14 protein-coding genes are annotated in these 14,293 nt (G+C 75.7%); 5 read left to right on the top strand and 9 right to left on the bottom strand.

Annotated features, from left to right (window positions below):
• Positions 1 to 8: 8 nt before the first annotated feature.
• Entirely contained in the window at positions 9 to 734 is a 726-nt protein-coding gene (locus KPL60_RS10785) for an SDR family oxidoreductase (RefSeq protein ID WP_226365718.1), read from the bottom strand.
• A gap of 102 nt (positions 735 to 836) precedes the next feature.
• Here KPL60_RS10785 and KPL60_RS10780 point away from each other — a divergent pair, with 102 nt between their 5' ends.
• Positions 837 to 1,655: a helix-turn-helix domain-containing protein gene (locus KPL60_RS10780; RefSeq protein WP_226365717.1), complete on the top strand. Its 819-nt coding sequence runs from the start codon at positions 837 to 839 to the stop codon at positions 1,653 to 1,655.
• Between the two features lie 21 nt (positions 1,656 to 1,676).
• Here KPL60_RS10780 and cydB read toward each other — a convergent pair whose 3' ends face one another.
• From cydB to KPL60_RS10765, 3 genes are all read right to left on the bottom strand, one after another.
• A complete protein-coding gene (gene cydB / locus KPL60_RS10775; protein ID WP_226365716.1) occupies positions 1,677 to 2,675 on the bottom strand; it encodes a cytochrome d ubiquinol oxidase subunit II in 999 nt (332 codons plus the stop codon).
• A 13-nt stretch (positions 2,676 to 2,688) separates the two neighbouring features.
• Complete coding sequence (locus KPL60_RS10770; RefSeq protein WP_255655365.1) at positions 2,689 to 4,089, bottom strand: cytochrome ubiquinol oxidase subunit I; 1,401 nt, start codon at positions 4,087 to 4,089, stop codon at positions 2,689 to 2,691.
• 148 nt (positions 4,090 to 4,237) lie between these two features.
• Positions 4,238 to 5,242 carry a nitroreductase gene (locus tag KPL60_RS10765; protein ID WP_226365714.1) on the bottom strand — a complete coding sequence of 335 codons (1,005 nt, stop codon included), beginning with the start codon at positions 5,240 to 5,242 and terminating at the stop codon, positions 4,238 to 4,240.
• Positions 5,243 to 5,370: 128 nt separating this feature from the next.
• Between KPL60_RS10765 and KPL60_RS10760 the strand changes: the two genes are divergently transcribed.
• A complete protein-coding gene (locus tag KPL60_RS10760; RefSeq protein WP_226365713.1) occupies positions 5,371 to 7,086 on the top strand; it encodes a GAF domain-containing protein in 1,716 nt (571 codons plus the stop codon).
• Positions 7,087 to 7,091: 5 nt separating this feature from the next.
• Here KPL60_RS10760 and KPL60_RS10755 read toward each other — a convergent pair whose 3' ends face one another.
• From KPL60_RS10755 to KPL60_RS10745, 3 genes are all read right to left on the bottom strand, one after another.
• The gene (locus KPL60_RS10755; RefSeq protein ID WP_226365712.1) at positions 7,092 to 7,742 is read right to left on the bottom strand and encodes a response regulator transcription factor; all 651 of its coding nucleotides are present in this window, start codon (positions 7,740 to 7,742) and stop codon (positions 7,092 to 7,094) included.
• Between the two features lie 132 nt (positions 7,743 to 7,874).
• Positions 7,875 to 8,861 (bottom strand): nitroreductase family protein, encoded by a 987-nt coding sequence (locus KPL60_RS34615; protein ID WP_226356144.1) that lies wholly within the window; start codon positions 8,859 to 8,861, stop codon positions 7,875 to 7,877.
• Positions 8,858 to 9,271 (bottom strand): hypothetical protein, encoded by a 414-nt coding sequence (locus tag KPL60_RS10745; protein WP_226365711.1) that lies wholly within the window; start codon positions 9,269 to 9,271, stop codon positions 8,858 to 8,860. The genes KPL60_RS34615 and KPL60_RS10745 overlap by 4 nt, the downstream gene beginning before the upstream one ends.
• 194 nt (positions 9,272 to 9,465) lie before the next feature.
• On the opposite strand from KPL60_RS10745, the gene KPL60_RS10740 reads away from it, so the two are divergent.
• A complete protein-coding gene (locus KPL60_RS10740) occupies positions 9,466 to 10,956 on the top strand; it encodes an alpha/beta hydrolase (protein WP_226365710.1) in 1,491 nt (496 codons plus the stop codon).
• Positions 10,957 to 10,971: 15 nt separating this feature from the next.
• On the opposite strand, the gene KPL60_RS10735 is transcribed toward KPL60_RS10740, so the two are convergent.
• Together KPL60_RS10735 and KPL60_RS10730 are read right to left on the bottom strand one after the other, a co-directional pair.
• Positions 10,972 to 11,712 carry a CbtA family protein gene (locus tag KPL60_RS10735; RefSeq protein ID WP_226365709.1) on the bottom strand — a complete coding sequence of 247 codons (741 nt, stop codon included), beginning with the start codon at positions 11,710 to 11,712 and terminating at the stop codon, positions 10,972 to 10,974.
• Positions 11,713 to 11,725: 13 nt separating this feature from the next.
• Positions 11,726 to 11,941, bottom strand: coding sequence for a CbtB-domain containing protein (locus KPL60_RS10730; protein ID WP_226356148.1), 216 nt, complete (start codon positions 11,939 to 11,941; stop codon positions 11,726 to 11,728).
• Positions 11,942 to 12,049: 108 nt separating this feature from the next.
• Between KPL60_RS10730 and KPL60_RS34260 the strand changes: the two genes are divergently transcribed.
• Positions 12,050 to 12,592, top strand: coding sequence for a histidine phosphatase family protein (locus tag KPL60_RS34260; protein WP_308016727.1), 543 nt, complete (start codon positions 12,050 to 12,052; stop codon positions 12,590 to 12,592).
• A 146-nt stretch (positions 12,593 to 12,738) separates the two neighbouring features.
• On the top strand, positions 12,739 to 14,289 hold the full coding sequence (locus KPL60_RS10720; RefSeq protein ID WP_226365707.1) for an ABC transporter substrate-binding protein: 1,551 nt from the start codon (positions 12,739 to 12,741) through the stop codon (positions 14,287 to 14,289).
• Positions 14,290 to 14,293 lie beyond the last annotated feature (4 nt).

Genomic DNA, 14,293 nt, shown 5'->3' with positions numbered 1-14,293 from the left:
CCCGGCGCTCAGCGCTGCCGGACCGGCCGGACGAGGATCTCGTTGACGTCGACCTCGGGGGAGGTGCCGACCGCGTAGGCGACGGCGTCGGCGACGGCCTCCGGTGCGATCGCGTGCCTGCGGTAGACGGCCATGGCGTCGCGGGCGGTCGGGTCGGTGATGCTGTCGGCGAGCTCGGAGGTCACGACACCGGGGGACACCGTGGTGACCCGGATGCCCGGCGACGACTCCAGCCGCAGGCCCTCGGTGATCGCCCACGCCGCGTGCTTGGTCCCGGCGTAGACCGCCGCCGTCGCGTCCACCTCGTGCGCGCCGACCGAGGCCGTCGTCACGAAGTGGCCCCGGTCCGCGGAGGTGAAGTGCCCCAGGACGGCGTGGATCGTGTGGAGGAGCCCCCGGACGTTCACGTCGACCATGCGGTCCCACTCCCGCACCAGGCCGGCGTCGAGGCGCGACAGCGGCATCACCCCGGCGTTGGCGACGGCGACGTCGATCCGCCCGTGCCGGGCGACGACGTCGTCGACGAGCGCGACGAGGGCGTCGCGGTCCACGACGTCGACCGGGTGCGGCTCGATACCGGGCGTCTGCGCGGCGAGGTCGGCGAGCCGGTCGGCCCGCCGGGCGGTGGCGATCACGTGGTGGCCGTCGTGGGCGAGCCGGGTGGCGATCGCGCGGCCGATACCGCTGCTCGCGCCGGTCACCAGGGCCACGGGGGTGGGGTTCGTGTCGTTCATGCCCTCCTTCCTACGAGCCGCGGCGACGGCGCGGCAGGGCGCGACGGTCGTGGGAGTGCCACACCCACCCGGGCCGGCGCGGGGTCGCCTAGGGTCGCGTCCATGGTGGCCACACCGCTCGGCGAGTACCTGCGGACCCGGCGCGCACAGGTGACCCCCGACGCCGTCGGCCTGGTCTCGGCGGGGGTCCGTCGTGTCCCGGGGCTGCGTCGTGAGGAGGTCGCGCTGCTGGCCGGGATGAGCGCCGACTACTACGTGCGGTTGGAGCAGGGCCGCGAGCGCAACCCGTCGGCGCAGGTGCTGGAGGCGCTCGCGGCCGTCCTGCGGCTCGACGACGACGCCCGGATGCACCTGTTCCGGCTGGCGGGGGCGGCACCGCGGCCCCGGGCCCCGATCGCGGACGAGCGGCTCGACCCGCAGCTGGCGGCCCTGCTGGACAGCTGGCCGGGCCGGCCCGCGATCGTCCTCGGCCGCGCCTACGACGTGCTGGGCGCCAACCGGCTCGGGGCGGCGCTCGGGTTCGTCCCCGGGACCAACCTCGTCGAGAAGGTCTTCGAGGACCCGGCCTCCCGCACCTTCTACGCCGACCGGACCGCGGCGGCGGCGGCGAACACCGTCGCCGGGTTCCGGGTGCTGCACGGCCAGGCCCCCGACGACCCCCGTGTCCGGCAGGTCCTCACGGCGATGCTGGACCGCAGCCGCGAGTTCGCCGAGCACTGGGCCCGGCACGACGCGCGGGGCAAGGATGCCGAGCACAAGCGGCTGGTGCACCCCGACGTCGGCGCGCTGGACCTGCACCTGCAGTCGTTCGACGTCCGGTCGGCGCCGGGACAGCAGCTCGTCGTCTACGGGTGCGAGCCGGGGTCGGAGACGGCGGACCGGCTGGAGCTGCTGGGGATCGCCGCCGCGTCCCGCGCCTGACACCGTCCCCGGCCCGGGGTCTCAGTGCGCCGCGTCCACCACGTCCTCGCGGGTCAGCCGCCGCCGGAACACCCAGAAAGTCCAGGCCTGGTAGGCGAGCACGACCGGCGTGACGACCGCGGCCACCCAGGTCATGATCGTCAGCGTGTACGGCGTCGACGCCGCGTTCACCACGGTCAGCGAGAAGGCCGGGTCGGTCGTCGACGGCAGCACGTCCGGGTACAGCGACCCGAACAGCGTCACCGCGACGGCGACGATCGCGACCGTGGTCGCGATGAACGACCAGCCTGACCGGCCCCGGACGGCGGCGAGGGTCCCGCCGCCCAGCCCGAGGGCCGCGACCAGGACCGGGGCGACGACCCACACCGGGGCGCCGTCGAGCAGCGTCCAGACCAGGAACGCCGCACCCGCCGGGATCGCGCACAGCCCGGCCGTCACCGCGACGGTGGTGGAGCGCTCGCGCACCGGGCCGTCGGTCTTCAGCGCGAGGAAGGCCGCCCCGTGCAGGGCGAAGACCAGCACCGTGGTGACGCCGCCGAGGAGTGCGTAGGGGTGGAGCAGGGTGAGCAGCGTGCCGGTGAACTCGTGGTCGGCGTCGAGCGGGACACCGTGGACGATGTTCGCCAGCGCCACCCCGAGCAGCAGCGCCGCGGCGAGCGACGAGCCGGTCAGCACGCGGTCCAGCACCGGGGCCCAGCGCGGCTCCTTGCCCCGGTACTCCAGCGCGATCCCGCGCAGGATCAGCGCGACGAGCAGCAGCAGGAACGCCAGGTAGAAGCCGGAGAACAGGCTCGCATACCACTCCGGGAACGCGGCGAAGGTCGCGCCGCCCGCGACGATCAGCCACACCTCGTTGCCGTCCCACACCGGGCCGATCGTGCCGAGCGCGACGCGCCGGTCGGGCTCGTCGCGGGCGACGACGGGCAGCAGCATCCCCACCCCGAAGTCGAAGCCCTCCAGGCAGAGGTAACCGGTCCACAGGACCGCGATCAGGACGAACCAGACGTCGACGAGTGCCATGTCGGTCCCCTCCTCAGTAGGTCGGTACGGGGGCGGTGGTCCCGGCCGGCTCCGGGTCGGCGACGCCCGCGGGCGGCGGCGGACCGGCGCGCACGGCCCGGACGAGCAGGACGACCTCGACGACGGCCAGCGCGCCGTAGAGCAGCGTGAACACGACCAGCGAGGTGAGCACCGACGCCCAGCCGACGCTCGGCGAGACGCCGTCGGCGGTGCGCAGCACGCCGTAGACGACCCAGGGCTGGCGGCCCGCCTCGGTGAAGATCCAGCCCGCGGAGTTCGCGAGCAGCGGCGCGGCCAGACCCAGGCCGGCCGCCGGGCCGAACCAGCGCGGCAGCCGCCGCGTCGCCCGGGAACGCCGGGTCAGCCACAGCCCGACGACGGCGAGCAGCGCCGCCAGCAGCCCGAAGCCGATCATCAGCCGGAACATCCAGTAGCTGAGCGGGATGTCCGGTGTGTACAGACCCGGCCCGAACGCGGCGACGGCCCTGTCCTGCAGCTGGTGGACGCCCTCCACCTCGCCGTCCCAGGTGCCGGTGGCCAGGAACGACAGCAGCCGCGGCACCCGCAGGCTCCACAGCTCGCGGGTGCCGTCGAGCGAGCCGATGGTGAACACCGAGAACGACGCCGGCGCGACGGTGTCGTAGAGCGCCTCGGCCGCGGCCATCTTCATCGGCTGCTGCTCGGTCATCAGCCGGGCCTGCAGGTCCCCGGTGAGCACGACGCCCAGGCTCCCGGCCAGGGTCGTCCACAGCCCGACCCGGATCGAGGGGCGGAAGACCTCGGGGTGACGGTCCCGCACCAGGTTCCACGCGCTGATCGCGACCAGGAACATCCCGGCCGTCACCAGGCAGGCGGTCAGGGTGTGGGAGAACGCCCCGACGGCGGTGGAGTTGGTCAGCAGCGCACCGAAGTCGGTCAGCTCCGCCCGGCCGGTCGCGGCGTTCACGGTGGAGCCGACCGGGTGCTGCATCCAGGAGTTCGCGGCGAGGATGAAGTAGGCGCTCAGCACCGTCCCGATCGCGGCCAGCCAGATGCAGGCGAGGTGCACGCCCTTCGACAGCCGGTCCCAGCCGAAGATCCACAGACCGAGGAAGGTCGACTCCAGGAAGAAGGCGAGCAGGCCCTCGATCGCCAGCGGGGCGCCGAAGATGTCGCCGACGAAGCGGCTGTAGTCGCTCCAGTTCATCCCGAACTGGAACTCCTGCACGATGCCGGTGACGACGCCCATCGCGAAGTTGATCAGGAAGAGCTTTCCCCAGAACTGCGTCGCGCGCAGCCAGCGGTCGTCGGCGGTGACGAACCAGGTGGTCTGCAGGCCCGCGACGAGCAGGGACAGACCGATCGTCAGCGGGACGAACAGGAAGTGGTAGACGGTGGTGATCGCGAACTGCCACCGCGCGAGATCGAGGTTCATCACGCCCCTCCGGAGCCGGCGGGTCCCGTGTGGACCCGTCACCCGATCGTCGTCCGGACCGGGCGGGCGGGGCTCCGGGCGAAGGTCGGTCCGCGGCGTACCGGACGGCCCGCCCGGTCCGGGACGAAGGTCCCGGACCGGTGCCGGGTCAGCCCGGGTCGACCAGGTCGGCGGCCGGGCGTCGCGGCGTCGCCGGGACGGGGACCCCGTGGCCCAGGCGCAGGACGACCTGCGGGGGCCGGTCCCGGGCGAGCGAGCGGCGCACCCGCTCGCGCACGTCGGGGACCTCCACCAGCTGGGACACCGGCGACGCCGACAGGCCCTCGGCGGTCGCGGTCAGCAGCACCCGGGCCAGGGCCTCGCCGGCGCGCAGGTCGTCGCGGGGGCCGTCGAGGTGCGAGGTCAGCACCGCGATCAGCGGGGCCGACTCGAACGCGGCCGGCGCGGGCCGCGGGTGGGCGGGCCCGCCGAAGTCCCGGGTCACCCACGGCTGGTTCGGGGCCGGCAGCGGTCCGCCCGCCGAGGCGGGGACGCCGTCGTCGAGGCCGCTGTGCCGGCCGGTCCAGGCCGCCATCTCCGCGACGAACGCGGGGTCGGCGGACTGGCGGGCGTGCGCCTCGCGGGCGAGGCCGCCCAGCACCGCGAGGTCCTCCGGGTCGGTCACCAGCTGCAGCCAGGCGCCCTCCTCGAACGCGGCGCGGGTGAGCGCGAAGCGGGTCGGGTTCGGCACCGGGACGTCGGAGAACGGACGCCGGTTCGTGTGCCGGCGCGGCACCGCCTCCAGCAGCCGTCGCTGCTCGGGGGTGGCCGGCATCGCCGCGCCGCGCCGGACCACCGCGAGCAGCTCCGGGTCCGACGGGTCGGGGAGGCGGGTGACGAGCGGGCGGATCCCGGCCCCGGCCAGTGCGAGACGCAGCCCGTAGAGCGCCGCCCCGCAGCCGATCCGCAGCTCGCGGTCGGTCGGGTCGGCGACCGGCAGCCGTCGCGCGGGGTCGGCCCGCAGCTCGAGGTGGTCGGACCCGACCCGGAACCGCCACGGCTGGGCGTTGTGCAGCGACGGCGCCAGGCCCGCCGTCGCCAGCACCCGGGCGGTCGCCGCGGCGTCGAGTCCGAGGATCGGGGTGACCGGCGCGGCCGTGCCGACGGTGTCCATGATGTGCGTCCCTCCCGGCGACCGGGCGTTCACCGGTGCCTCCGTGGCGATGGTGGGCGCCGCCGGTGCCGGTGGGACAGGTACGAAGGTCCCGGCCCGTGCCGGACGCCGGCCGTATCGTCGGCCCGGTGACGACGACGGACGAGGGACACGGTCGCGGGGACGGTGACGGGCAGGGCGAGATCTCCGGTCTGCTGGCGGGCCTGCGCCTGGACCAGTTGATCGGCGAGGTGCAGGACCGCCTCGCCGAGATCGCGTCCACCCGGCGGCGGACGCAGCGGCTGCTCGACGCGGTGCTCGGGGTCGCGGCCGGTCTGGAGCTGGACACCACATTGCAGCGGATCGTGCAGTCCGCGGTGGACCTGGTCGACGCCCGCTACGGCGCGCTGGGCGTGCTCGCCCCGGACGGCAGCATCGCCCGCTTCGTCGACGTCGGCCTGGACGAGGCGACCCGCACCGCGCTGGGACGCCCGCCCGAGGGCCGCGGCCTGCTCGGCCAGCTGATCGCCGACCCGCGTCCGCTGCGCCTGCACGACCTGTCGGCGCACCCGTCCTCGGTCGGCTTCCCGCCGAACCACCCGCCGATGCGCAGCTTCATCGGCGTCCCCGTACGGGTCAGCGACGCCGTCTACGGCAACCTCTACCTCACCGAGAAGCGCACCGGCACCGAGTTCACCGCCGACGACGAGCTGATCCTCATGGCGCTCGCCGCCGCGGCCGGGATCGCCGTGCAGAACGCCGACCTGTTCGAGCAGGGCCTGCTCCGCCAGCAGTGGCTGGAGGCGCTCGCCGAGATCCGCGGCGAGGTGCTGGCCGGCACCGGCGAGGCCGACACGCTCGCGCTCGTCGCCCGGCGCAGCCTGGAGCTGTCCCGGGCCGACGGGACCCTGATCGCCCTGGGCCCCGACGACGACGGCGGCTTCCGGGAGGGCGCGACCGCGGGCCGTCCGCGGCTGGCCGGCGGCCCCGACGACGCGCTCCTGCGCCGGGCCGTCGAGCTCCGCCAGCCGGTCCTGGCCGACGTCACCGAGGCCGCGGTCAGCGTCGACGGCGCCCGCGGGCCGGTCGTCGCGGTGCCGATGCGGGCCGTGACCCGGGTCAGCGGGGTCCTGGTCGCCCGCCGCGCCCCCGGCGACCCGCCGTTCCGGCCGTCGGAGGTGCCGCTGCTGGTGTCCTTCGCCGACCAGGCGGCGCTGGCCCTGGAGCTGGGGGAGAAGCAGCGCACCCAGCGCGAGCTCGCGGTGCTCGCCGACCGCGACCGCATCGCCCGCGACCTGCACGACCACGTCATCCAGCGGCTGTTCGCGGTCGGCCTCACCCTGCAGGGCACGTTGCGCCGCGCCGGCGACGACGCCGCGGGCGCCGCCGTGCGCGAGCAGGTCGGGCAGGCCGTCGACGAGCTGGACCGCACGGTCCGCGAGATCCGCACCTCGATCTTCGACCTGCACACCGCGGACCAGGGCGGCGGCGGTCTGCGACGGCGGCTGCTCGACACCGTCGCGCAGGTGACGGCCGCGTCCGGGATCGACGCGACCGTCGACACCGCGGGACCGGTCGACACCGTCGTGCCCGCGCACGTCGCCGTGCACCTGCTGGCCGTGGTGCGCGAGGCCACGTCGAACGCGGTCCGCCACTCCGGTGCGGCCCGCCTGCACGTGCGGGTCGACGCCGGGGAGGAGCTGACCGCGGAGGTCGTCGACGACGGCTGCGGCATCGGCCCCACCGGCCGGCGCAGCGGGCTGCGCAACATCGCCGACCGCGCGGCCGAGCTCGGCGGCACCTCGGTCGTCGAGCGCGTCGCGACCGGGGGCACCCGGCTGCGGTGGACGGTCCCGCTGGGCTGAGCGGGTCAGCGCCCGTGGCGGCGCTCGACGGCGTAGACGGCGGCCTCGGTGCGCCGGGAGAACCCGAGCTTGTGCAGGATCGAGGACACGTAGTTCTTCACGGTCTTCTCGGCCAGGTGCAGCGTGGCGCCGATCTGGCGGTTGGTGAGCCCGTCGGCGACGAGCCCGAGGATCCGCTGCTCCTGCGGGCTGAGGGTGTCGTAGCGGGGGTCGGCCTCGGGGTCGGAGCCGCCGGTGCGCAGCCGCGCCAGCACCGCGGCGGTCGCCCGCGGGTCGAGCAGCGAGCCGCCGGCGGCGACCGTGCGCACGGCACCGACCAGGTCGACGCCCGCGACCTGCTTGAGCAGGTACCCGGCTGCCCCGGCCATGATCGCGCCGAACAGCGCCTCGTCGTCGGAGTACGAGGTCAGCATCAGGCAGGCCGGCGGCGGGACGACCGCCGAGCGCAGGTCGCGGCACACCGAGACGCCGTCGCCGTCGGGCAGCCGGACGTCGAGCAGCGCGACGTCCGGGCGCAGGGCGGGGATCCGGGCGAGGCCCTGCGCCGCGGTCCCGGCCTCGCCGACGATCTCGATGTCGTCCTCCATGCCGAGCAGCTGGGCCAGCCCGCGGCGCACGATCTCGTGGTCGTCGAGCAGGAACACCGAGATCGTCATCGTCGTCCTCCGGGGCCGGGTCGTCGTCGGGCCGAGGCTAACGGGCGTTCCGGGCACACCGGGCGGGCCGAAGGTCCCGGCGCCCGGGTGCTCCCGGTCACGGGGACATCGGTGCGGCAGCCGGTGCGGCGGTCAGTGCAGCAGGACGTCGGCGGGCCTGCGGCGCGGTGTCTCCGGGAGCTCGGCGTCGTCCTGGGGGCGGCCGACGCGCAGCAGCAGCTGCGGGTGGTCGGCGGTGCGCAGGACCTGCCGGGCCAGGTCCGCCCGGGTCCGGGACGCCTCCAGCACCCGCGAGAGCGGGCAGGTCGCGAGACCGAGCGCGGTGGCGGCGAGCAGCACGACCCCGGCCGCCTCCCCGGCGGCGAGCCGGGCCGGGTCGTCGTCGGCGCGGGTGGTCAGCACCATGATCGTGGCCTCGTCGCGGACGGCGGCCCGGGCCGGCAGCGAGCCGCCCGGGAAGCGCACGCCCAGGTCGGGGCCCGGCCGCCACGGTGCGCCGCGGGGGAGCGACCCGGCCGGGACCCCGTCGTGCGAGCCCGGGTAGCGGTGGGTCCAGACCAGCAGCTCGGCGGCCTGGCCGGGCCGGGCGCGGGCCTCCCGCGCCGCCGTGTCCTCCAGCGCCGCGAGGTGCTCGCGGGCGACCGCGTCGGTCACGGTGTGCAGGGTGGCGCCGTACCGCGCCGCGTGCTCGCCGAGGACCGCGCGTGCGTGCCGCGAGTCCACACCCTCGCGGAAGGGCCGCCGGTCGGTGCGCCGGCGCGGGATCGCCCGGGCCAGCGCCGCCACGGTGTGGTCGGCGGGGTCCGGGGGAGCCCCGGTGAGCCGGACCGTCGCCAGGTGGTTCCGGTCCCCGGTCGGGAGCCGGGTGACCTCGTGGCCCGCCCCGAGCGCGGCGAGCGCGACGTGCAGGAAGCCCAGCGCGGACCCGCAGCTGACCAGCTGGTCGCGCCGGTCGGGGTCGGTGAAGGGCAGCCGCCGGTCGGGGTCGGCGTGCAGCTCCAGCCGGTCGGTCGCGACCCGCCAGCGCCACGGCTGGGTGTTGTGCACCGAGGGGGCGCGCACCGCCGCCGTGAGCGCGCGGCGCAGCACCTCCGGCCCGGACGGCGACGCCGCCGTCACCGCGACACCGCCGCGGCGGCGAGCCCGGCCGTCCACTCCCGCCCGCCGGGTGTCCCGGCCGTGTGCAGCCGCACCGGGAGCTCCAGGTCCGGCGCCGGCACCGGGTGCGGACGGCCGTCCCCGGCGGGCGCGGCGTCGACCATCCACAGCGGTCGGACCCGCAGCACCGCCGCGTGCCGGTGCAGGAACCGGCTCGCGGCGACGCGGGCCCACGGCCTGCCCCACGCCCCGACGAGCACGACGCCGGCGACCCCGGCGAGCGTGCGGGCGTCGCCCGCCCGGACGACGAGCGGGCGCAGCCCCTGCCCGGCCAGCTCGGCCCCGATCGCGGCCGCGGTGTCCAGCGACCGCCGCCGGTCGGCACCGGCCAGCGCGACCATCACCGTGAGCTCCCCGCGCACCTCGACCATGGTGACCTCCTCCGTCGTCCCGGTACCGATGCTCCTCCGGGAACGACGGTCGGGGCAGGGCCGGGCGGCACGCCCGGCCCGGGCCGAAGGTCCCGCACTACGACTTCGGTCGGAGGCCGTCGCCGTTCGATCGATGTGCGGAGCCGGGCGGCGTTCCTAGCGTCCGCCCCGACCGCGACGAGGGGACGGGAACGATGCGAGGACGACGGAACCTGATACGGGCGACGGTGCTGGCGCTGCTGGCCGGGCTGACCGGTGCGGCGGTCGCGGCTCCCGCGGGGGCGGCGGAACCCGCGGCAGGGCCGGAGTGGGGCCCCTGCCCCGCGGACGTGGTGGCGCCGCTGGTGGCGCTGCAGTGCACGCAGATCCCGGTGCCGCTGGACCACGGCAGCCCCGACGGCGAACAGATCACGATCACGGTGTCGCGGCTGGCGAGCACGAAGCCGGAGAAGCGCCGCGGGATCCTGATCCTGAACCCCGGGGGTCCGGGCGGGTCCGGGCTGGCGTTCGCGAACGACCTGGTGAAGCGCGGTCTGCCCGCGAGCGTGCAGGAGAGCTACGACATCATCGGGTTCGACACCCGCGGGGTCGGCCACTCGGACCCGGTGAGCTGCGGGTTCACCACCGACCAGGACTACATCGGCAACATCCCGCCGTACGCCGCCGACGACGCGGCGGTCCTGCGGACGGCCGAGGTCGCGCGGGAGGTGGCGCAGCGGTGCGCGGCGAACGACCGCAACGGGCACCTGCGGCACGTCACGACCGCCAACGTCGCCCGGGACATGGACCGCATCCGGGCCGCGCTCGGCGAGGAGAAGGCCAGCTTCCTCGGCTTCTCCTACGGCTCGGCGCTCGGGGCGGCCTACGCCTCCCTGTTCCCCGACCGCTCCGACCGCGTCGTGCTCGACAGCAACGTCGGTGACACCCACCTCGACCCCGACGGCATCCGCCGCTACGCACTCGGCGCCGAGGAGACCTTCGGGGACTTCGCCCGCTGGGCCGCCGACCGGCACGGCACCTACGGGCTGGGCGCCACACCGGAGGAGGTGCGGCAAACCTACCTCCGGCTCGCCGCGCGGCTCGACGACCGGCCGTCGGGCGGGGTCGACGGGCGGGTGTTCCGGGCGGCCACCTTCGTCGGCCTGTACGGCCCGACCCTCTACGGCAGCACCGCCGCGGCCTGGCAGTCGCTGCTGTCCGGCGACGCCCCGGCCGCCCCGGCGCCGCCCGCCCCCGCGCCGCCCCCGGGCCCGTCGCCGCAGGACAACGGGTACACGGCGTTCCTGGCCACCACCTGCAACGACGTCGCCTGGCCGCGGGACGTCGCGGTCTACCAGCGGGCGGTGGCGCAGGACCGCGAGCGGTTCCCGGTGTACGGCGCGGCGAGCGCGAACGTGCTGCCCTGCGCCTTCTGGCCGTACGAGCCGGCCGAGCCGCCGGTCCGGGTGCTCGACGAGGGCCCGGCGAACGTGCTGATCGTGCAGAACCGCCACGACCCGGTCACCCCGCTGCGCGGCGGTGAGCTCCTCCGGGAGAAGTTCGGCGACCGGGCCCGGCTCGTCGTCGAGAACGGGAGCGGCCACGGCGTCTACGCGGGCGTCGGGGACACCCCGTGCGCGCTGGGGGTCACGACGTCGTACCTGGTGGACGGGACGCTCCCGCCCGACGACGTGATCTGCCGCTGACCCGCCCGCGGCGGCTCAGCCGACGGCGGCGCGCCGGGCCGTCCCCGTGGCCGGGCTGCGCTCGTGCACGAGTGCGCCGAACACGAGCGCGAACACGCCCCAGACGACGACCTGCGCGCCCAGTGCGGCGGCACGGAAGTCGTAGAGCACCGTCGCCGGGAAGTCGGCGGGCGTCTCGGCGACGGCGGGCAGCAGCGACCCGACGACGAGGGTCACCACGAGGTAGCCGACCCCGGCGGCGACGACGGCGTTCCACCGGCCCAGCCGCGGCGTCAGCCGCTCGGACGCGACCACGGCGACGACCATCAGCGCGATCGAGACGACCACCATGAGCAGGAACAGCCCGGTGCGCGAGCCGATGGTGTCGTCGGCGGTGGAGGCGGGCGGGTTCGCCGGGTACTTCACCAGCGGCACCAGCACCGCCGAGACGAACCCGAGCAGCGTGACGACCACCGCGGTCGACCGCGAGCCCAGCGGCGCCAGCCGTCCGCGCGCGACGGCGAACACGAGGGCGAGGATGCCGCCGATCGCGATGCCGTATACGACGTAGGCGACACCGAGCCCGACGTTCGCCTGGACGGCGCGGCTGACCAGCTCCTCGTGGGCGTGCTCGTCGGAGGCCGCGGCCATGGCGTCCTCGAAGGCGATCCCGCCGTCCAGCGGGGGCTCGCCGAAGAACCGGGCGAACAGGTAGGCCACGACACCCGCGGCCAGGCCCGCGATCATGCCGCGGACCAGCAGAGCTCTCACGATCACGTCCGGCTCCGCGTCAGTGGCAGGGGAAGCCGAGCAGGTGCCGGCCGTCGTGGACGAACTCGTGGATCATCGCGCCGGGGACCAGCGAGGTGACGCCCTGGTCGATGCCGACCAGGTACAGCAGCACGAGCATGACGACGCCGGCGAAGATCGCCCACGGTGCGATCTCGCGCAGCGGGATGGGAGCCGGTACGGCTCCGGTGAGCGGTGCGGGGACGGCGTGGGTCATCGGTCGCTCCGGGGTTCGGGGGTGTACATCTGAACAGATGCACGGAGAAATGGTGCGCGCGGCGTCAGGGGTCGTCAAGTGACCAGGGGGACCTGTCGGCTCACACTGGTGACGCATGCCGCCACGAACGGGACGCGGGGCGCACACTTCCCGGCCGACGAGCCCGTCGGGCCGGGTGCGGAGGCCCACCTGCGCGCCCTGCCCCGGCTCCGGGCCGACCGGTTCCGGCACGCGCCGGACCCCGCGTCGGTGGCGACGTGCGCCGCACTGGGCGGCCCGGGGGAGGCCGATCCGGCGCTGCGGTCCTGGGACGCGGGCGCCTGGGCGGGCCGCCCGCTCGACGTCGTCGCCGCCGAGGACCCGGACGGGGTGGCGGCCTGGCTCGCCGACCCGGCGGCGGCGCCGCACGGCGGGGAGTCGCTGCACGACCTGCTCGACCGGGTCCGGGGCGTGCTGGCCGGCGTCGGGGGCGGGCACACGGTCGCGGTGTGCGGGCCGGCCGTGGTCCGGGCCGCCGTCGTGCTGGTCCTGGGGGCACCCGCCACGGCGTTCTGGCGGGTCGACGCGGGCCCGCTGACCGGCACCGACCTGCGCGGCGGACCGGACCGGTGGACGGTGCGCGCCACGGGTGCGCCGCAGACCCGGGACTGAGCGACCACCGTCACTACGTCTGTACATCGGTTCAGGTGTTCACGTATGAGTAAGCCGATCGTGACGATCATCCGAATTGTCGTGTCGGCGTCGTGGCCGCGGGGTCCGCCGTCGGGGGAGGGACACCCATGCCTGCGAGACGGATCATGAGTGCCATCGCGGCGGCGACGGCCGTCCTGCTGCTCACCGCCGGGTGCGTGCAGACGACCGGCGGCACCGGCGGAGGCGCGGACGACCGCACCCTGACCTTCGCCACGAGCTTCGCGATCGACGACCTGGACCCGGCCGAGAACGCGATCTGGGGCGTCGAGTTCGGCTACGCGGAGCTGCTCATGCGCCCGGACCGCGCCGGCGACCCGACCCCGTGGGTGCTCGAGGAGCTGACCTCGACCGGCCCGCTGACCTGGCGGATGACCCTGCCGTCCGACGCCTCGTTCGTGAACGGCCGCCCGCTCGACGCCGCCGCGCTCGCCGAGCTGATCACCTTCCAGCTGGCCGACAACGCCTCGTTCGCCGCGGCCCTCCCGGGGGCCACGGCGGCGGCGACCGGACCGCACGAGGTCGTGCTCACCACCGGGCGCCCGGCGCCGAACGTGCCCGCGCTGCTCGCCGACGAGTCGATCCTGCCCGTCTACGACAGCGCCGCGTACCGCGCGCACCGCGACTCCGGCGCGCCCGCGTCCGCCCTGGTCGACGCCGGCATCTACACCGGCCCCTACGTGGTGGAGTCCCTGGACTCCTCGGCCGCCCGGCTGGCCCCGCGGGCCGACCACTGGGACGGTCCGCCCGCGCTGGAGGCGGTGACCGTGCGCTTCGTCCCCGAGGCGGCGGCACGGATCCAGGCCGTCCAGGCCGGGGAGGCCGACATCGCGCTCTACCCCTCGCGCGCGACGCTGCCCACGCTGGCGGGCCGCGACGACGTCGCGGTGGTGACCGACGAGCCCACCGGCCCGTCGCTGCCGCTGTTCCTCAACCAGCGCGAGGCCCCCTTCGACGACGACCGCGTCCGCCGGGCCGTCTACGCCGCGGTCGACTACGACGCGATCGCGAACGAGGTCATGCAGGGCCAGTTCCTGCCGGCCACCGGCCTGTACGTGCCGAGCCGGCCGTGGGCGGAGACGACCCAGCGCACCGACGTGGCGGCCGCGGAGCGGCTGCTCGACGAGGCGGGCTGGGTGCGGACCGGCGACGGTCCCCGCACCCGCGACGGCCGCCCGCTGCGCTTCTCGATGCTGACCTACCCCGAGCAGCCCGACTCCGACGCCGTCGCCCTCGCGCTGCAGGCCCAGCTCGCGGAGCTGGGCGTCGGCGTCGACATCCGCCAGGTGCCCGACATCGACTCCGTCCTCAAGACCGGCACCGGCTGGAACTCCGGGATCAGCTCCCGCGGCTTCATCTCCTTCGGCGGGGACTACGTCCTGCCGCTGCAGACCATGGTCCGCAGCGACGGGGAGGCCAACTTCAGCGGCATCGCCGACCCGGAGCTGGACGCGCTCGTCGACCGGGTGGGCGTCGAGCTCGACCCGGCCGCCCGCGACGACCTGCTCCGCCGGGTCCAGCAGCGCATCGCCGAGCGCGGGCACCTCGCCTACGTCGGGCTGCGCAGGCCCGCCGTCGTCACCTCGCCCGCGTGGAGCGGCTACGCGATCGAGGGTTCCAACCTGTGGGTCGCCCACGACACGGCGCCGACGGGCTGAGCAG

It is taken from the genome of Pseudonocardia sp. ICBG162 (assembly GCF_020496225.1).
GTDB classification, from domain to species: Bacteria; Actinomycetota; Actinomycetes; order Mycobacteriales; family Pseudonocardiaceae; genus Pseudonocardia; species Pseudonocardia alni.
Note: the sequence above shows the minus strand (reverse complement) of the source record. Positions and strands in the feature narration are given on the sequence as shown.